Source organism: Nocardia sp. NPDC055165 (genome assembly GCF_053606985.1).
This window is the reverse complement of the sequence record NZ_JBSGSS010000013.1, coordinates 188,260-205,884: the sequence shown is the minus strand read 5'-3', so window position 1 is coordinate 205,884 and position 17,625 is coordinate 188,260. Positions and strand designations below refer to the sequence as shown.

The 17,625-nt window shown below is 68.8% G+C and carries 15 protein-coding genes; 12 read left to right on the top strand and 3 right to left on the bottom strand.

Features of this window, described 5'->3' with window-relative positions; all coding sequences use genetic code 11:
* The first annotated feature begins 131 nt into the window (after positions 1-131).
* Positions 132-785: a TetR/AcrR family transcriptional regulator gene (locus ACWFRF_RS25380; protein ID WP_378993988.1), complete on the top strand. Its 654-nt coding sequence runs from the start codon at positions 132-134 to the stop codon at positions 783-785.
* Positions 782-1,663 carry a transcriptional regulator CynR gene (gene cynR / locus ACWFRF_RS25375; RefSeq protein WP_452452588.1) on the top strand — a complete coding sequence of 294 codons (882 nt, stop codon included), beginning with the start codon at positions 782-784 and terminating at the stop codon, positions 1,661-1,663. The genes ACWFRF_RS25380 and cynR overlap by 4 nt, the downstream gene beginning before the upstream one ends.
* An 18-nt stretch (positions 1,664-1,681) precedes the next feature.
* Here the strand turns inward: cynR and ACWFRF_RS25370 are convergent, their stop codons facing one another.
* The gene (locus ACWFRF_RS25370; protein ID WP_452452586.1) at positions 1,682-2,446 is read right to left on the bottom strand and encodes an ankyrin repeat domain-containing protein; all 765 of its coding nucleotides are present in this window, start codon (positions 2,444-2,446) and stop codon (positions 1,682-1,684) included.
* A gap of 199 nt (positions 2,447-2,645) precedes the next feature.
* Between ACWFRF_RS25370 and ACWFRF_RS25365 the strand changes: the two genes are divergently transcribed.
* From ACWFRF_RS25365 to ACWFRF_RS25355, 3 genes are read left to right on the top strand one after another with little or no spacing between them, the layout of a single operon-like run.
* Positions 2,646-2,864 (top strand): three-helix bundle dimerization domain-containing protein, encoded by a 219-nt coding sequence (locus ACWFRF_RS25365; RefSeq protein ID WP_358067951.1) that lies wholly within the window; start codon positions 2,646-2,648, stop codon positions 2,862-2,864.
* Positions 2,865-2,923: 59 nt separating this feature from the next.
* Positions 2,924-4,009, top strand: a complete 1,086-nt coding sequence (locus tag ACWFRF_RS25360) for an S-(hydroxymethyl)mycothiol dehydrogenase (protein WP_387447883.1) — start codon at positions 2,924-2,926, stop codon at positions 4,007-4,009.
* The gene (locus ACWFRF_RS25355) at positions 4,003-4,629 is read left to right on the top strand and encodes an MBL fold metallo-hydrolase (protein WP_452452584.1); all 627 of its coding nucleotides are present in this window, start codon (positions 4,003-4,005) and stop codon (positions 4,627-4,629) included. Before ACWFRF_RS25360 ends, ACWFRF_RS25355 begins: the two co-directional genes overlap by 7 nt.
* 75 nt (positions 4,630-4,704) lie before the next feature.
* Here ACWFRF_RS25355 and ACWFRF_RS25350 read toward each other — a convergent pair whose 3' ends face one another.
* Complete coding sequence (locus ACWFRF_RS25350; protein WP_452452583.1) at positions 4,705-5,148, bottom strand: MarR family winged helix-turn-helix transcriptional regulator; 444 nt, start codon at positions 5,146-5,148, stop codon at positions 4,705-4,707.
* A 122-nt stretch (positions 5,149-5,270) separates the two neighbouring features.
* Here ACWFRF_RS25350 and ACWFRF_RS25345 point away from each other — a divergent pair, with 122 nt between their 5' ends.
* From ACWFRF_RS25345 to ACWFRF_RS25335, 3 genes are all read left to right on the top strand, one after another.
* A complete protein-coding gene (locus tag ACWFRF_RS25345) occupies positions 5,271-6,536 on the top strand; it encodes an acyl-CoA dehydrogenase family protein (protein ID WP_452452581.1) in 1,266 nt (421 codons plus the stop codon).
* Positions 6,533-7,969, top strand: coding sequence for an LLM class flavin-dependent oxidoreductase (locus ACWFRF_RS25340; protein ID WP_452452579.1), 1,437 nt, complete (start codon positions 6,533-6,535; stop codon positions 7,967-7,969). Before ACWFRF_RS25345 ends, ACWFRF_RS25340 begins: the two co-directional genes overlap by 4 nt.
* Positions 7,970-8,124: 155 nt before the next feature.
* Positions 8,125-9,507 carry a styrene monooxygenase/indole monooxygenase family protein gene (locus tag ACWFRF_RS25335; RefSeq protein WP_449968855.1) on the top strand — a complete coding sequence of 461 codons (1,383 nt, stop codon included), beginning with the start codon at positions 8,125-8,127 and terminating at the stop codon, positions 9,505-9,507.
* Positions 9,508-9,566: 59 nt separating this feature from the next.
* On the opposite strand, the gene ACWFRF_RS25330 is transcribed toward ACWFRF_RS25335, so the two are convergent.
* Positions 9,567-10,154, bottom strand: coding sequence for a TetR/AcrR family transcriptional regulator (locus ACWFRF_RS25330; RefSeq protein ID WP_452452576.1), 588 nt, complete (start codon positions 10,152-10,154; stop codon positions 9,567-9,569).
* An 86-nt stretch (positions 10,155-10,240) separates the two neighbouring features.
* Here ACWFRF_RS25330 and ACWFRF_RS25325 point away from each other — a divergent pair, with 86 nt between their 5' ends.
* The 4 genes from ACWFRF_RS25325 (at position 10,241) to ACWFRF_RS25310 (ending at position 17,599) form a co-directional block, all read left to right on the top strand.
* Entirely contained in the window at positions 10,241-11,134 is an 894-nt protein-coding gene (locus tag ACWFRF_RS25325) for an NADP-dependent oxidoreductase (RefSeq protein WP_452452575.1), read from the top strand.
* A gap of 167 nt (positions 11,135-11,301) precedes the next feature.
* Positions 11,302-12,969 carry a fatty acyl-AMP ligase gene (locus ACWFRF_RS25320; protein ID WP_452452573.1) on the top strand — a complete coding sequence of 556 codons (1,668 nt, stop codon included), beginning with the start codon at positions 11,302-11,304 and terminating at the stop codon, positions 12,967-12,969.
* Positions 12,970-12,980: 11 nt separating this feature from the next.
* Positions 12,981-13,247 carry an acyl carrier protein gene (locus tag ACWFRF_RS25315; RefSeq protein WP_378993964.1) on the top strand — a complete coding sequence of 89 codons (267 nt, stop codon included), beginning with the start codon at positions 12,981-12,983 and terminating at the stop codon, positions 13,245-13,247.
* Complete coding sequence (locus tag ACWFRF_RS25310) at positions 13,244-17,599, top strand: type I polyketide synthase (RefSeq protein ID WP_452452571.1); 4,356 nt, start codon at positions 13,244-13,246, stop codon at positions 17,597-17,599. The genes ACWFRF_RS25315 and ACWFRF_RS25310 overlap by 4 nt, the downstream gene beginning before the upstream one ends.
* The last annotated feature ends 26 nt before the right edge of the window (positions 17,600-17,625 follow it).

The following is a 17,625-nucleotide window of genomic DNA, read 5'->3' as shown; positions in this document are numbered from 1 at the left end:
GGGAACTCCGACGTTCCCGTACCGGGAAGTAACGTAGCGTGGGTCACGTCCGATCGCAAGAACATGTTCTGGGCAATCCTCGTTCAGCGCCCGCGCGCGCCCCACCGCGGTCACCTGACAGAATTGGCGTTGTGACAGCGTCCGAACTCGATGACGGCCGCCGGTACCGCGGGGCCGCCCCTGGGCAACGTCAGCAGGACCGCCGCACCCGGTTGCTCGAGGCGGCCACGGACGCCTTCGGCATCGACGGCTACCGCAACACCACAGTCACCACGATCTGCGCGGCGGCCGGGGTCGGCAAACGCTACTTCTACGAGTCCTTCACCGACAGTGAGGATCTGCTGCTCGAGGTGTACCGCGAGACGGCCGCCAGGATGATCGAGGCGATCCATACCGGCCTGCGCGAGGCCGAGGCCGTCGACGCTCAGGTGCGGGTCGGCCTGACCGCGTACTTCCAGCTCATCCTCGACGACCCCCGGGTTCCCCGGATCGCTTTCTTCGAGATCCTCGGCGTGAGCCCCGCGGTCGACCGGGCCTATCACGACGTTCTCGACGCGTTGGTCGATATCTGCATGGCCCTGATCACCCCGCATGTCGACCTGGAAACCCACCCTGCCGTCAGCGTGCGCACGGTGCTGTTCGGCCTGGTCGGCGCCATCGTGATCATCGCCCAGAAGTGGGTGCTCGACGCCTACCGCCAGCCGATGGCCGATGTGGTGGACAGTGCGTGCCTGGTGGTCAACGCGGTGCTGGCGCGGATCGGACCGGACGGCGACCGACGGTGACGCCGGAACTGCGGCACCTGCGCTATCTGGCCGCTGTCGCCGAGCACGGGAACTTCACCCGGGCCGCGGAGCAGCTACACCTCTCGCAGCCGACGCTGTCGCACCAGATCAAGCAGCTCGAGCGCGCCGTCGGGGCGGTGTTGCTCGACCGGACCGGGCGCAGCGTGCGGCTCACCGACGCGGGGGCGGCCTATCTGGCGCATGCCCGCCGAGCTGTCGACGAGGTCGCCGCGGCGCAGCGGGCCGTGCACGACGTCACCGATCTCAGTCGCGGCCTGCTCCGCTTCGCCACCACTCCCACCTTCACGCCCTATCTGGTCGGCCCGCTGATCGCGGCGTTCCGAGCCCGGTATCCGGGGGTCACCGTCGAGTTCGGCGAGTTGTCCCAGGACGCCATGGAGTCCGAGCTGCTCGACGACCGCCTCGACCTCGGCATCGCGTTCGCTCCACCGCGGCTGCCCGGCATCACGGCCGAAGCGCTGTACGAGGAGACCCTGGCCGCCGTAGTCGGCATCGCCGCGCGCCCCGCGCTACCAGAGTCCGTGACACCCGACGATCTGACCGGCCGCGATCTCGCTCTGCTCAATTCGACGTTCGCGACCCGCCACCACATCGACAGCTACCTCCACGACCACGGCGTTTCGCCACGAATCGCGGTGGAGGTCAATTCGATTCAGGCACTGCTGGAGGTGGTATCCACCTCGGACCTGATGACGATCCTGCCCGAGTCGGTCACCGACACTCATCCCCCACTCGCCCGGATTCCACTGCGGCCCAGCATGTCTCGGCGAACCGTCACGCTGCTGTCCGCGGCCGAGGGGCACCGCAGCGCCGCCGCGACAGCTTTCGCCGAATCGGTCCGCGAACAGACGCGGTGAGCGCATCGGCGCGCCCGCTCAGCGCAGCAGTGCGACGATCGCGTCCTGGTGGAGGCGTTCGGCGTTCTGTAGCGCGGTGCGGCCTTCGGCATCGCGGATCTGCGGGTCGGCGCCCGCGGCGAGCAGCGCGGTGACGGTTTCCTGGTAGCGCTGCGAGCCGTCGCCGTAGACGACCGCCTCCTGCAGTGCCGTCCACCGCGGCTTGTTCACATGGTTGACGTCGACGCCCGCGGCGATCAGCATCCGCACGGTGCTCACATGCGCGTGCTCGCTCGCCGGGATGAGTGCCGTACCGCCGTAACGGTTCACACTGCGCAGGTCCGCGCCGTGGCGCAGGGTCGCCGCGAGGATCTCGTCGAGGCCCTCGGCTCCGGCGTACAGGTAGGCGGAGTCCTGGAGGTCGTCCGCGGCGTTCACGTCGGCGCCCGCCTCGATCAAGGCCGATGCGGCCGCGGTCGCCGTGCTCTTGGTGGCGGCGACCAGTGGTGTGCGCCCGTTGTCGCCACGCGTCTCCATATCGGCGCCGCGGGCGATCAGGTCGCGGACCCGGGCGGCATCGTCGGCGACGGCCGCGTCGTAGAGGTCGGCGTCCAGGGCGTGGTCGAGCTGCCTGGTCTGCGGGGTGGCAGCGGAAGTCGTGGCCGACGTCTCGGGCGTCGCCGAGGCGACGGCGGATTCCGGCGTGCCCGGGTCGGCGGAGCAGGCGCCGACGCCCACCGCGAGCACCGCGAGCGCGAGCACGGCCGCGCGGGGGCCACGAACTGCCGGGCGAGCCGGATTCATAGGTATCTCCTCTGGTCAGGTCATGCTCCACCGTGCCCACCCCGTCCCCCCACGTCCAGGACGCAGCGCCGATCGCCACCATCGACACCGTCTATGCGCAGCCGTCAGGACGCGATCCGGGGAACTGGGGCATCTCTGGTTTCGACGAAAAGTAGGCACCGCCCCGTTGATCGACGGTATCGCCGGGTACCCCCGAAATATGACTACTCACGAGAACCGCCAACTCGACGAGGTCATCGAGCGGTTGATCATCCGGTACCCGACCATCGCACCCGCTGAGCTCGCCGACATCGTGCACAACGTCTACGACGCGTTCGGGAAGGTGCACATCCGCAACTATGTTCCGTTGCTCGTCGAACACCATGTGCGAGAAGAACTCGGCAGTCCGACAGGTGAGATCCCACCCATCCCGCATTGACCGGGCGGGCGGCCCCGCTAGCGTTGACGTAGACCCACGCCAACCATGAGGAGGTCCGCATGCCAGACACCGTCCGCGGAGTCATCGCCCGCGCGAAGGATGCGCCGGTCGAAACCGTCGACATCGTGATTCCCGACCCGGGACCGCACGATGTCGTCGTCCGCGTCCAGGCCTGCGGGGTGTGCCACACCGACCTGCACTATCGCGACGGCGGCATCAACGACGAGTTCCCGTTCCTGCTCGGGCACGAAGCCGCCGGTGTGGTCGAGTCCGTCGGCGCGGCGGTGACCCATGTGGCCGCGGGCGATTTCGTCGTCCTCAACTGGCGCGCGGTGTGTGGCGAATGCCGAGCGTGTCGGCGCGGGCGCCCCTGGTACTGCTTCGACACCCACAACGCCAGCGTCCCGATGACGCTCACCGACGGCACCCCGCTCACCCCGGCCCTAGGCGTCGGCGCTTTCGCCGACAAGACCCTCGTGCACGAAAAGCAGTGCACCAAGGTCGATTCCGAGACCGATCCCGCCGTCGCCGGCCTGCTCGGCTGTGGCGTGATGGCCGGGATCGGCGCCGCCGTGAACACCGGCAACGTCTCGCGCGGGGACAGCGTCGCGGTGATCGGCTGCGGGGGCGTCGGTGACGCCGCCATCGCCGGTGCGCGCCTCGCCGGTGCGGGCACGATCATCGCGATCGATCGTGATCAGCAAAAACTGGACTGGGCCAAGGACTTCGGCGCCACCCACACCATCGACGCGACCAGCGAGGACGTGGTCGAGCGGATCAAGGAACTCACCGGCGGTTTCGGTGCCGATGTGGTGATCGACGCGGTCGGCCGCCCGGAGACCTGGCAGCAGGCGTTCTACGGGCGCGACCTGGCGGGCACGGTCGTTCTCGTCGGCGTCCCGACACCCGACATGACATTGGAGATGCCGCTGATCGACTTCTTCTCGCACGGCGGTGCGCTGAAATCCTCCTGGTACGGCGACTGCCTGCCCGAGCGCGACTTCCCGATGCTCATCGACCTCTACCGGCAGGGCCGACTGCCGCTGGACCGGTTCGTCACCGAGCGGATCGGCATCGACGGGGTCGAGCAGGCGTTCGCCGCGATGGCGCAGGGCCGGGTGCTGCGTTCGGTGGTGGTGTGGTGACTCGCATCGAAAGAGTCGTCACCTCGGGCACTTTCGCGCTCGACGGCGGCACCTGGGATGTCGACAACAATGTGTGGCTCATCGGTGACGACACCGAGGTGCTCGTCATCGACGCCGCCCACGACGCCGATGCCATCGCCGCCGCGGTCGGCGACCGGCACGTCACCGCGATCCTGTGCACACACGGCCACAACGACCACGTCACCGTCGCGCCAGAACTCGCGCAGCGCCTCGACGCCCCCGTCCTGCTGCATCCCGGCGACGAGCCCCTCTGGCGCATGACCCACCCGAGGGCCGACTACCACTCGCTGGCGGATACCACCCGGATCACGGTGGCGGGCACCGATATCGACATCCTGCACACCCCCGGCCACTCCCCCGGCTCGATCTCGCTGCACCTGCCCGACCTCGCGGCCCTGTTCACCGGTGACACCCTGTTCGCGGGAGGCCCGGGCGCCACCGGCCGCTCGTTCTCCGACTTCGACACGATCATCGACTCGATCCGAGACCGATTGCTCACGCTCCCCGAGGAGACCACGGTCCACACCGGTCACGGCGACACCACCACCATCGGCACGGAGCGTCCCGCGCTCGCGGACTGGATCGCCCGCGGCCACTGACCGCGTGCCCACCGCCGATCAGCGGTGGGCACGCAGGTAGGCGCGGTGCCGAGGGCGATGAACGATCCGTGAGCCTCAGTCGCGAAGATCGACGACGGACTCCTGGTAGGCCACTGCCGCCCGAGCGAAGTAGTCGAAGAGCACTTCGCGCTGCTCGGGGGTGTAGCTCGCGATGATCTCGCCGATCCGGCGCCGCGCCGGGGCGAGCACCTTGTCGAGCTCGGCGGGCTGGTCGATCGGCTCGACGATGACCTTGCGCCGGTCGCCGGGGTCGGCGCCGCGACGCACGTACCCCGCCTGTTCGAGGCGGTCGACCAGACGAGTGGTCGGACCGGTGGTGAGGCCGGTTCGAGTGCCGAGCTCACCCGGCGTCATCGCGCCGCTCAGCGCGAGGATGTTCAGCGCGTACAGGTCGGTCGCGTGCAGATCGACAGCCTTCGCACCTGCCTGGGCGTGCAGCACCACCGAACTCAGGTACCGGCGAAAGATCGCGCTCGGGTCGTCGTCAGGTACCGACATGCTCGCCACTCACTTCCTCCGCGCAGACACTTCGTCGCCAATGATAGATCGGAGTCCACTCCGTTGTGATCGCGCTGCGCGCAACCCGTGAATCCGGCATCTCCCTGCGCGATCGTGGAAGCATGACTTCCACCGCCGCGCCATCGACCACCGATTCCGAGCTGGACGCCATCTTCGCCCCGATCTTCGACCGGATAGCCGCGGGCGCGGTGGAACGGGAGGTCGATCGGCGGCTGCCGTTCGACGAGGTGGGCTGGTTGAAGGAGGCCAAGTTCGGGGCGTTGCGGGTGCCGGTCGAGTTCGGCGGGTACGGCGTGAGTGTGCGACAGCTGTTCCGGTTGCTCATCGACCTGGCGGCGGCCGAGTCGAATCTGCCGCAGGCACTGCGGGTGCACTGGTCGTTCGTCGAGGATCAGCTCCTGGCGCAGGCGGCGCCGGCGCGGGAGCGATGGTTGCGGGCGGTCGCGGCGGGGACCCTGGTCGGCAATGCGATCACCGAACCGGGGGTCGGCGCGGTCGACCGGTATCGCACCCGGCTGACCCGCGACGGTGACCGGCTGCTGCTCAACGGCGTGAAGTACTACAGCACCGGATCACTGTTCGCCGATCACATCCTCGTCGCGGCCGACAGTGACGGCGAGCGGCTCGGCGTGCTGGTCGACGCGGACGCCGAAGGTGTTGTGCAACACGATGACTGGGACGGCTTCGGGCAGCGGCTCACTGCGAGCGGCACCACCGAGTTCACCGATGTCGTGGTGGCCGAGGACCGCGTCCTCGGACCCGGCTACGGTGTCGCGGGGCCCACCTACGGCACCGCCTACCTGCAACTGGTGCAGCTGGCGGTGCTCGCGGGGATCGCCGCCCGCGCCGAACGCGACGCCAGGGAATGGGTGAGCGCGCGCACCCGCACCTACACCCATGCCGCCGCCGATCTGCCGCGCGAGGACCCCCTCGTCCAGCAGGTGATCGGCAAGCTGTCGGCGGCGGCGTTCACCGCGCGTGCGGCGGTACTCGCGGTGGCCGATGTGCTCGACCGGGTGCTCGACGCCGGGGCGACGGACGAGAAGGATCTCGTGGCCGCCGAATTGGCCGCCGCGCAAGCACAACTCGGGGTGATCGACATCGTGCTCGGCGCCACGACCCAATTGTTCGAGCTCGGCGGAGCCTCGATCGTGTCCGAACAGCTGCGCCTGGATCGCCATTGGCGCAACGCCCGCACCATCTCGGTGCACAATCCCGCCCTCTTCAAAGCTCGCGCGGTCGGCGACTACCTGCTCAACGGCACCGACCTGCCGTTCGGCTGGAGCGCGGGCGAGCGGAACACCGGCGCAACAGCTTCCGCGAGTCCGGAGCCCGAGGATGCGAGCACCGTGGCGGCACCGCGATGAGCAGGCCGATCCGGTTCAACGCCTTCGACATGAACTGCGTCGCCCACCAATCCCCGGGGCTGTGGCGTCATCCTGAGGACCAGTCGCACCGCTACACCGATATCGGCTACTGGACCGAGCTGGCGACACTGCTCGAACGCGGACGGTTCGACGGGATCTTCATCGCCGACGTCCTCGGCACCTACGACGTGTACGGCGGCAACGACATCGCCGCGCTGCGCCAGGGCGCGCAGACGCCGGTCGCCGATCCGCTGCTGCTGGTGTCGGCGATGGCGGCGGTGACCGAGCACCTCGGTTTCGGGATCACGACCGGCACCGGCTTCGAACACCCGTTTCCGTTCGCGCGCCGCCTGTCCACCCTCGACCACCTCACGAACGGGCGGCTCGGCTGGAACGTGGTGACCGGCTATCTGCCTTCCGCGGCAAGGAATTTCGGCGCCGAGGATCAACTCGACCACGACGAACGGTACAACCAGGCCGACGAATACCTCGAGGTGCTCTACAAGCTCTGGGAGGGTTCGTGGGAGGACGACGCGGTGGTGCGCGATGCCGAACGCGGCATCTACACCGATCCGTCGAAGGTGCACCACATCGGCCACCACGGCAAGCACTACACCGTGCCGGGGATCCACGTCTCCGAACCGTCGCCGCAGCGGACGCCGGTGATCTATCAGGCGGGCGCCTCCCCGCGCGGTGTGCGGTTCGCGGCCGAGAACGCCGAGGCGATCTTCATCGCCGGACCCTCCAAACGAATCCTGGCGCAAACAGTTTCGCGTGTCCGGGACGCGCTCGAGGCCGCAGGCCGTGACCGGTACGCGGCCAGGATCTACGCGCTGGCCACCATCATCACCGACGAGACCGACACCGCCGCACGGGCAAAGCGCGAGGAGTACCTGTCCTACGCGAGCATCGAAGGCGGACTGGTGTTCATGTCCGGCTGGATGGGAATCGACCTGTCGCAGTACGACCTCGACGACCCGATCGGCGATGTGCAGAGCAACGCCATCCAGTCCGCGGTCGCGGCGTTCCAGGAATTCGACGACGACGGCCGCGAATGGACGGTGCGCGATATCGGCCGCTGGGCGGGCATCGGCGGCATGGGCCCGGTGTTCACCGGCTCCGGCGAAACAGTCGCCGACCTGTTGCAGGAGTGGGTCGCCGACACCGACCTGGACGGATTCAACCTCGCCTACGCGATCACGCCGGGGACATTCGAAGACATTGTGCGCCACGTTGTTCCGGTCTTGACCGAGCGCGGCGTCTACCGGACCGACTACGAGCCGGGCACCTTGCGCAATGCCCTGTTCGGTGCCGGTGATCGGCTCCCGCCCGAGCATCGCGGCGCCGGGTATCGCGTCGGCGGTCCGCGGTCCACCGTGTTGCCACCCAAGCAGTCGCGTCCCGAACCGGTGGAGGCACTCGCCCGTCCGTAGCGTGGCGTGTATCGCCGATCGGCGCCAGGACGTACTCGGCCTGGCGCCGATCGGCGTGCCCACATAGCTATATCCGCTGGGGTGCAAGGTATTCGGATCGATTCCCGCTGATCGCAACACTCATCATCGGGCGAAGGTGAGCGCACCATTCCGGTATGACATCGCAGACACCCGTTTCCCGTTCCCCTCGTTCGGCCGCGGTAATCGGCGCCGGCCAAACCGGCGTCACTGCGGCGCTAGGTCTTCTCGACGCCGGTTTCACCGTGACCCTCTACAGCGACCGAGATCAACGCTCACTCCGTGACGACGTCCCCGCCACCGGCACCGCCCTCGAATTCGGCGAGACCCAGCAGGCCGAGGCGGCGCTCGGGCTCGACAGCTACACCGGGCGCGCGCCCCGCCACACCGGGCTCAGCGTGCGGATCGCCGGACCCGAGAACGCCGAACTGATCGCCTTCGACGGCACCTTCGACGGTTATGTCGGCGTCGCCGTCGACACCCGGCTCAAGGCCGATGAGCGCCTCACGGCCTTCCTCGAACGCGGCGGCGATTTCGTCGTCGAACCGGTCACCCCTGAATCCCTCGACGCCATCGCCGCCGCCAACGACCTCACCCTGGTCGCCACCGGCCGCGGCGGGCTGGCCGACCTGTTCCCGATCGACGAGGAACGCACTGTCTACGACAAGCCGCAGCGCTCGCTGCTCACGGTCACCGTGACCGGCCTGGACTTCGACCCTGGCGTCTTCGCGCACCGCAGCCCGGCAGGCGGGGCGCACAGCCTGTTCTCCATTCTCGCCGAGCAGGGCGAGGCGTGGTGGGGTCCGTACCTGCACAAGGACGCGGGTCCGAGCTGGGCGTTCCTGGGCTGGGCCCGACCCGGCAGCGACTGGGAAACCCGTTTCGCCGCAGCCGATTCCGCCGAATCGGCGTTGCAGATCGTGAAGGATCTCTACCGCGACTACATCGACTGGGACCTGCCGGAAGTGCAGGCCACCCAGGTGATTGCCGAGGACCCGCACTCCTGGCTCAAGGGCGCGGTCCGGCCGGTCGTGCGGGCCGGGGTGGGACACACCGCGGGCGGCCATCCGGTCGCCGCCCTCGGTGACACCGCGGTCGCCTACGACCCGGTCGCGGGCCAAGGCGCGCAGAGCGGGCTGATCCAGGCGCAGCGCCTGGTCGCGGCCGCCGCCGTACACGACGGACCGTTCGACGAACAGTGGATCACCGACCAGTACGCCACGTTCCTCGCTGCCCGCAGCGACGCCGCCGCCAAGGTGACCCGCCTGTTCCTCAGCGACCCCGAATTCGGCGACATCGGCGGCCAGTTCTTCGCCACGGCCGCCGTGAACCCGAAGTTCGCTTCGGCATTGGTCGGCCTGCTGCACCGTCCGCAGCCGTTCCTGCCGATCGACTCCCCCACCGACGCCGCCGCCTACATCACCGAGGTCACCGGCACGGACGCGGCCGAATTGCTGGCGGAGTTCGCCCCCGCGGGCCGCTTCGAACGCTCGACGTTCGCCCCGGCCGCCGTCGGGTAAGAGGTGGATCCGGGCGGCCGCAGACACCTGCGGCCGCCCGCTGCGGTTCGTCCCGCCGGCTATACCGAAGCCCCGGGGCCGGTGCACTCCCAGGCCGCCTCGATCATCCGGAAGATCTCGTCCACCGCGGCTTCCGGATCGGCGGCCTCCCGGCCCAGCGAGTAGGCGTCGATCACGAACCTCGCGATCGCCGCGCTCTCCGTCGTGGTCCGCGCCAACGCGGGATCGGCGGCGACGGCCGCTGCCAGCGCCTGCGCATGGCGCACCCGCATCGACTCCCCGTACCTGCGCAACGCGGGGGATTCGTCGATCATGTGCCAGATCGGGGCGGCGCCGTCCGCCGAGCAATGTCGCACCATGGCATGGATTTCGCGCCGCAGCGCGGGAATGAGCGGTTCGTTGGCCGCCCGGTCGGTGACCGCCCGCACGAGTCCCTGTTCGAAGTCCTCATCCCGCTCGAACACCAGGGCCTCTTTGGCGGCGAAGTGGGCGAACAGTGTCGTGACGGCAACGTCGGCCTCAGCGGCGACTTCGCGGATGCCCACCTCGTCGTACCCGCGTTCCAGGAAGAGCCGCAGGGCGGTATCGGCGATCTTCTGGCGGGTCGCGGCCTTCTTGCGCTCACGACGTCCGGTCGGCAGGGTCATGCCAGGAGGCTACCAGTTAGGAATCTGTATCAGTTATGAATTCATACCTGTTTCAAAACACTAACCGTTAGTGTTACGTTCGAGGCATGAGGAAAGTGAGCTTCGCCGAGTTCGGCGGTCCCGACGTCCTGCAACTCATCGATGCCGAGGAGCCCCACGCGGGCCCCGGCCGGATTCGCATCGCGGTGCGCGCGGCGGGCGTCAACCCTGTCGACTGGCGGCTGCGCGAAGGCCAGATCCTCGGGGCGCATCCGATCGCCTTGCCCGCCGGTGTCGGGCTGGACGCGGCCGGGGTGGTGGACGAGGTCGGCGCGGGCGTCGACGGAGTCGAGGTCGGCGACCCGGTGTTCGGCGAAGGCTCGAGCACCTATGCCGAGTTCGCCTTGCTGACGGCCTGGGCCCGCATGCCGGCGGGCCTGACGTTCGAGGAAGCCGCTGGGTATCCCTCCGTGGTGGAGACCGCGCTGCGCGTCATCGGCGAGGTCGGTGTGCGGGCCGGGCAGACACTGCTGGTCAGCGGCGCGTCGGGGGGTGTCGGATCGGCGGTGCTGCAGATCGCGCGCGAGCGTGGCATCACGGTGATCGGCACCGCGGGGGCCGCGAACCAGGACTATCTCCGGAGCCTCGGCGCCCTCCCCACGACGTACGGCGAGGGGTGGGTCGAGCGGGTGCGCCGGTTCGGGCCGGTCGACGCGGCCCTCGATCTGGCGGGCTCGGGGGTGATCGGCGAGCTCGTCGAGCTGACCGGGGATCCACAGCGGGTGCTCACCATCGCCGATCTCGGTGCACCCGCCCTCGGGGTCCGATTCTCCGGCGTGGCGGGGAGCGTGCCGGATGCGCTCGCCGAGGCCGCCGCCCTCATCTCGCAGGGCACACTGCGTATCCCGGTCGAGAAGTCGTACTCGCTGTCCGACGCCGCCGCGGCGCACGTCGACAGCCAGGCCGGTCACTCACGCGGACGCCGGGTCATCGTCATCTGAGTCGTGCGCGCGATCGCGGCGAGGCCACGGCGGCCCACACCCAGGGGTGGACAGCGGCCACCCCCGGGTTCGCCGGGTGATACCTGCGGGCACTATCCGGACCGGCACAGAGAGCGGATAGTCATAGTCAGTCCCTATGACTTTCTCCCCGGTGAAGGAAAGGCCACATGCAGCCCAGCTACGTGCACCACGTCAGGCAGCAGGTTCGCGTCTACGGCGAGACCCGCTCCTACATCTACCTGCGTGAGGCGGGGCGCGAGCTCGTCGAGGAGGTCGTCACCTACCGCGATCTCGATCACGATGCCAGGGCGCTCGCCGCGTGGCTGGCCGATCGCCCGGAATCGACCGAACCCGTCGTTCTGCTCTACCACGACGGCATGGCTTTCCTGCGGGCCTTCCTCGGCTGCCTCTACGCGGGCGTCATCGCGGTGCCCGCGCCCCTGCCGCACGACGAGCGCAGCACGCGGCGCGTAGCGGGCATCATCGCCGACTCCGGCGCCCGCCTGGTTCTGACCACCGCCAACTTCCAGCCGATGGTCGCCGCGGCCACCACCGCGGCCGTGGTGGCCACCGACGAACAGCTCGGTGACCCCGACGCGTGGCGCCTGCCCGACATCGACACCGGGACCATCGCGTTCCTGCAGTACACGTCCGGCTCGACCGGCACACCGAAGGGTGTCGTCGTCACCCACGGCAACCTCCTGCACAACGAAGCCGCGATCGCCGCCGCGATCGGGAGCGACGACACCTCGACCGGCGTCACCTGGATCCCGCAATTTCACGACATGGGCCTGATCGGCTCGCTGCTCGCCTCGATCTACGCCGGCGCGAACCTGGTGTTCATGTCGCCCACCACCTTCCTCAAACGCCCCGTGCGCTGGCTACAGGCGATCGACAAGTACCGCGCCACCTGCACCGCCGCCCCGAACTTCGCCTATGAACTGATCGCCAAGCGCGTCACCGACGAACAATTGGCCACCCTCGACCTGTCCTCCCTCGAGGTGGCGTTGTGCGGCGCCGAGCCGGTCCGCGAACGCACCATCACCGCGATGCGCGAACGGTTCGCACCCGCGGGGTGGCGACCGACCGCACTGCTGCCCGCCTACGGCCTGGCCGAGGCGACGCTGCTCGTCACCTCCGGGCCGGTCGATGCACAGCCCGTCGTCACCGAAGGGCCCGACAGCATGCTGGTCGGTTGCGGACAACCGGCGCGCGGTCTCACCGTCCGCATCGTCGACCCGCACACCGGGCAGCAGGTCACCGACGACACCGTCGGCGAGATCTGGGTTCGCGGCGACAGCGTGGCAGCCGGCTATTGGAATCGGCCCGAGGAGACCCGGCACACCTTCGACGCGCATCTCGGCGACGAAGGGCCCTTCCTGCGCACCGGCGACCTCGGAATGTTGCGCGACGGCGAACTGTTCGTCACCGGGCGGCTCAAGGACCTGCTGATCATCAACGGCCGAAACCTCTACCCGCAGGATGTCGAGGAACTGGTGGAGGCGTTGCATCCCGCGCTCACCACCGGCGTGGCCGTCTCCGTCGAAGCAGGCGCCCGGGAACGGCTCGTCGTCGTGCAGGGCATCAAGACAGCGCTGCTGCGCGGTACCACCCTCGCCGAGCTGACCTCGACGATCAAGATCGCGGTCGCCCGCGGTTTCGATGTCCCCGCACCGAGCGTCGTCCTCATCGAGAGCCGCTCCGTGCACCGCACCACCAGCGGCAAAGTCCAACGGGCCTCGATGCGCGAGGCCTTCGTCGACAACAGCATCTCGACCGTCCTGCACGAAGACCTCGAACCGGCCCTGAGCCGATCCTCGACCGCGACCCACTGAGGAGCCGAAACATGTTCGCCACCATCACCACTCACTCCACGACAACCCAGGACTGGCTCATCGAGCGCGTCGCCGACTACACCGAACGCGCACCGCACCAGGTGGACCCGACGATCCCGCTCGCCGAACTCGGCATGGACTCGGTGTCGGCAGTGGCCCTGTGCGGCGAGATCGAAGACCGGTGGATGCTCGACATCGACCCGACCCTGGTCTTCGAATACCCCACCATCGCGGCCATCGCCACCTACCTCACCGCCGAAATCGCCGTCGCGGCATGACCGATATCGCTGTCGTCGGCCTCGACTGCCGTTTCCCGCACGCCGCCGACCCGGCGCGGTTGTGGCAGTTGCTGATCGACGGCCGCGACGCGATCTCCGAAGTCCCGTCGAGCCGCTGGAACGCCGACGACTTCCACGACCCGGCCGGCGCACCCGGCACCATCAACACCCGCAGCGGCGGATTCATCGACGACGCCGACGCGTTCGACGCCGAATTCTTCGGCATCACCGCGCACGAGGCCGAATCGATGGACCCGCAACAACGACTGCTGTTGCAGGCCACCTGGCGAGCCTTCGAGGACGCCGCGCTCGACCCCCGGGCGCAGGCAGGCTCACGGACCGGGGTCTATGTCGGCGTGATGGCCAACGAGTGGGCCAATCTGCAGATGAGCGACTACGCCGCGATCACGCCGCAGCACGGATCCGGCAACGGATACTTCATGACCGCGAACCGTCTGTCCTACCAGTTCGACCTCGAAGGGCCGAGCATCGCGGTCGACACGGCATGCTCGTCGTCGCTGGTCGCGGTCCACCTCGCGTGCAATGCCTTGGCAGCAGGCGATTGCGACCAAGCCGTCGCGGGGGGCGTCAATCTCGTGCTGACCCCGGCCGTCGGCGTGTTCTACACCCAGGCGGGTCTGTCGGCGCCGGACGCGCGGTGTAAACCGTTCAGCGGCAACGCCGACGGGATCGTGCGCGGTGAAGGCGTGGCAGTGCTCGTCCTGCGCCGCCTGGCGGATGCCGAGGCCGCGGGGCTGCCGATCTACGCGGTGATCAAAGGCAGCGCCGTCAACTCCGACGGGCGCAGCAACGGCATCACCGCGCCGAACCGATGGGCGCAACAGAAGGTGATCGGCGAAGCCTACCGGCGAGCGGGCGTACGACCCGACGACATCGACTTCATCGAGGCACACGGCACCGGAACGGTTCTCGGCGACATGATCGAGGTCAAGGCGCTCGGCAAGCTGCACGGGAGCAACCGGGCGCGGCCCTGCGGGATCGGGTCGATCAAGGGCAACCTCGGCCACACCGAGGGGGCCGCGGGCGTGGCCGGGCTCATCAAAGCCGTCCTCAGCCTGCACCACGGGGTGGTCCCGCCGTCCAGGTTCGCCGACCAGGAGAATCCGCGCCTGCAGATGGCCCGGCACGGCCTGCGCCTGCTCGACGATCCGATGCCGCTCGACGGACCCGCGCACGGTGGGGTGAGCAGCTTCGGGCTCGGCGGTACGAATGTGCACATGGTGTTGGCGAGCGCCACCGCATCGCCCGTGACTTCCCAGGTTCCCGCCGCGTCGGCAGTATCCGGGGCACCTGGAACAGCCGGAGCGAGGGTGATCACCCTCTCGTCGGACAGCGAGGATGGACTGCGGCGCAACGCGATCCGGATGTCGGAGGCGTTGACATCGGTCACGGAGGACCACTTCGCCCAGTTCTGCTGGACGAGCAATCAGGTCAAGTCGTCGGGTCGGCACCGGCTCGCCGTCATCGCCCACCACCGCGACGAGGCAATCGCGCAGTTGCATCCCGTTGACGGCACAGGCGACGACGTGAGCCGGCGGCACGGTCTCGCGCAGCCGGTGCGCGCCGGCTGGATGTTCACCGGTCAGGGCTCGCAATTCCCCGGTATGGGGCGAGCTCTGCACGAGACGAGCCCGGGGTTCCGGCGAGCACTCGAACTCGTCGACACCGCCATGGCCGCCCACCTCCGCCGATCGATCCGAGACCTGCTGCTCGACGAACACGCCGACCTCGATCCCACCGCCCTCGCGCAACCGGCGATCTTCGCCATGGAATACGCCATCGCCAAGACGCTCGCCGACCTCGGCATCCGACCGGCCTGGCTGATCGGGCACAGCATCGGCGAATTCGCGGCCGCGGCGGTGGCGGGTGTCTTCGATCTCGACGACGCCTGCAAGCTGGTCACCGCGCGGGGACGGCTGATGCAACGACTGCCGGCCGGTGGCGCGATGCTGGCCGCACGCGCCGCCACCGAGCAGATCGCCGACCTGCTCACCGACGAACCCGCCGTGGTGGTCGCCGCCGTCAACGGCCCGGAGGATCTCGTCCTCTCCGGCGACGCCGAGGCGCTGCACCGTATCGCCTCGGCGCTGCGCACCCGGTCGGTGATCGCGAAACCGCTCACCGTGTCGCACGCGTTCCACAGTCCGCTGATGGCGCCGATGCTCGCCGAGTTCGACACCATCGCCAATACCTGCTCCTACCGCGCCGCCGCACTGCCTATCTACTCGACCGTGCACGGCAGGCTGCTCGATCCCGAGGAGGTGATGGACGCCGAATACTGGACCGAACACGTCCGCGCCACAGTCCGTTTCGGCGACGCCGTCCACGCCGCGCTCGGCACCGACCCGACGCACCTCGTCGAGGTCGGCCCCCGGCGCGTACTCACCGCGGCGGTGCGCAGGATCGATCCCGGGCTCGGTGCACGCTGCCTGTCCCCGAGTCCCGGCCCCGGCGCGACCGGCGACGACCTCGCCGCCACCGTCGCCGCGCTCTACCGTGACGGTCTCGACCCCGTGTGGAACGAACTCTACGAACCCGCGCAGCGCGTCCGTCACCGCCTGCCGGTGTACGAGTTCTCTGGCGCGCACCGGTTCTGGGTGGAGCCACCCACTGTCGGCGCATCGGCACCCACACCCCACTCCGCACCTACCGAGGAAACGACGATGGACTCACTGATCGCGCTCTTCCGTGAACAGAACGCGGTACTGGCGGGCCTGCTGGCGGCGCCCGGCCAGGCACCCGGCGCACCCCTCGACACCGGCTCCGGCTCCGTGCGAAACGATCACGCCCCGGACGCCGCCGCGATCGTCCGCGCGGAGGTGGCCAGGGTGAGCGGATTTCCCGCCGACCGGCTGGCGGACAGCCGAACACTCGGCGACAGCCTGGGCTTCGACTCGCTCATGCTCACCGACCTGTTCACCGGTCTGACCCGCAAGATCCCCGGCACGACCGTCGACCCGGCCCTGGTCACGGGGACAACGACGCTCGGCGATGTCATCGCCCACTTCACCGGTCGACGACCCGATTCCCCTGCCGCGCCGAACACGTCGGTCGAGACATCCGAAACCACCTCCACCGCAGCCGAAGCCAGGCAGGCAGACGTCGCCCCCGAGTACAGGGTCTCCGACTTCGCCGAGGTGCGAGCCATCACCGATCGGCTCGCGGGCGGCGAAGCAATGGGCCTGGCCAACCCCTACTTCCTGATCAACGACGGCGTCACCCGAGACACCTCGTTCATCGGTGGCACCCAGGTGGTCAACTTCTCCAGCTACAACTATCTGGGGATGTCGGGTCACCCCGCCGTCGTCGCCGCCGTGCAAGACGCCGTGGCCCGCTACGGCAGTTCGGTCTCGGCCAGCCGACTGCTCTCCGGCGAGAAGCCGATCCATCGCGAACTCGAGGCCGAACTGGCCGCCCTGCTCGGTACCGAGGACGCGATCGCACTGGTGGGCGGTCATTCGACGAACGTGACGATCATCGGCCATCTGGTCGGCCCCGAGGATCTGGTGATCCACGACAGCCTGGCGCACGACTCCATCCTGCAGGGCTGCCGACTGTCCGGCGCCACCCGCAGACCGTTCCCGCACAACGACCACGCCGCCCTCGACGCGTTGCTGACCGAGATCCGGCACCAATACCGCCGGGTCCTCATCCTCATCGAAGGCGTCTACAGCCAGGACGGTGACATCCCCGATCTGCCCGCGATCATCGAGATCAAGAAGAAGCACCGGGCCCTGCTGATGATCGACGAGGCGCACAGCGTCGGCGTACTCGGCGAGAACGGCGGCGGCATCGGCGAATACTTCGATGTCGACCGCCGTGATGTCGAGCTGTGGTCCGGCACGATGTCGAAGGCGCTCGCGGGCTGCGGTGGCTATGTGGCAGGCAGCGCGGAGCTGGTCCAATTCCTGAAATACACCACTCCGGGCTTCGTCTACAGCGTCGGCATGACACCGATGAACGCGGCCGCGTCCTTGGCCGCGATGCGGTTGTTGCGGACCGACCACACGCCGCTCGACCGCCTTCGACACAATGCCGAACTGTTCCTTCGCCTCGCCCGCGAGGCGGGTATCAACACCGGCGACAGCCACAACACTCCGATCATCCCGTGCATCGTCGGCGACTCGATGAAGACGCTGAAACTGTCCACCGCGCTGCTGCATCGCGCGATCAACGTCAACCCGATCATCTATCCCGCCGTGCCGGAAGACCTGGCCCGGCTCCGCTTCTTCGTCACCTCCTGCCACACCGAAGACCAGATCCGCGACACCGTCGCCGCCCTCGCCGAAGAACTCGCCCGGATTTCCGCCGACGACCTCGTCGACCACTAGCCCTGGCGGTCAGCCGGCCCAGTCGA

What these genes read in the sequence shown, in the direction of transcription:
- ACWFRF_RS25370 (WP_452452586.1), bottom strand. Translation starts at nt 2,446, where the DNA reads ATGAATCCGGCTCGCCCGGCAGTTCGTGGCCCCCGCGCGGCCGTGCTC.
- ACWFRF_RS25365 (WP_358067951.1), top strand. Translation starts at nt 2,646, where the DNA reads ATGACTACTCACGAGAACCGCCAACTCGACGAGGTCATCGAGCGGTTG.
- ACWFRF_RS25360 (WP_387447883.1), top strand. Translation starts at nt 2,924, where the DNA reads ATGCCAGACACCGTCCGCGGAGTCATCGCCCGCGCGAAGGATGCGCCG.
- ACWFRF_RS25350 (WP_452452583.1), bottom strand. Translation starts at nt 5,148, where the DNA reads ATGTCGGTACCTGACGACGACCCGAGCGCGATCTTTCGCCGGTACCTG.
- ACWFRF_RS25345 (WP_452452581.1), top strand. Translation starts at nt 5,271, where the DNA reads ATGACTTCCACCGCCGCGCCATCGACCACCGATTCCGAGCTGGACGCC.
- ACWFRF_RS25340 (WP_452452579.1), top strand. Translation starts at nt 6,533, where the DNA reads ATGAGCAGGCCGATCCGGTTCAACGCCTTCGACATGAACTGCGTCGCC.
- ACWFRF_RS25335 (WP_449968855.1), top strand. Translation starts at nt 8,125, where the DNA reads ATGACATCGCAGACACCCGTTTCCCGTTCCCCTCGTTCGGCCGCGGTA.
- ACWFRF_RS25330 (WP_452452576.1), bottom strand. Translation starts at nt 10,154, where the DNA reads ATGACCCTGCCGACCGGACGTCGTGAGCGCAAGAAGGCCGCGACCCGC.
- ACWFRF_RS25325 (WP_452452575.1), top strand. Translation starts at nt 10,241, where the DNA reads ATGAGGAAAGTGAGCTTCGCCGAGTTCGGCGGTCCCGACGTCCTGCAA.
- ACWFRF_RS25320 (WP_452452573.1), top strand. Translation starts at nt 11,302, where the DNA reads ATGCAGCCCAGCTACGTGCACCACGTCAGGCAGCAGGTTCGCGTCTAC.
- ACWFRF_RS25315 (WP_378993964.1), top strand. Translation starts at nt 12,981, where the DNA reads ATGTTCGCCACCATCACCACTCACTCCACGACAACCCAGGACTGGCTC.
- ACWFRF_RS25310 (WP_452452571.1), top strand. Translation starts at nt 13,244, where the DNA reads ATGACCGATATCGCTGTCGTCGGCCTCGACTGCCGTTTCCCGCACGCC.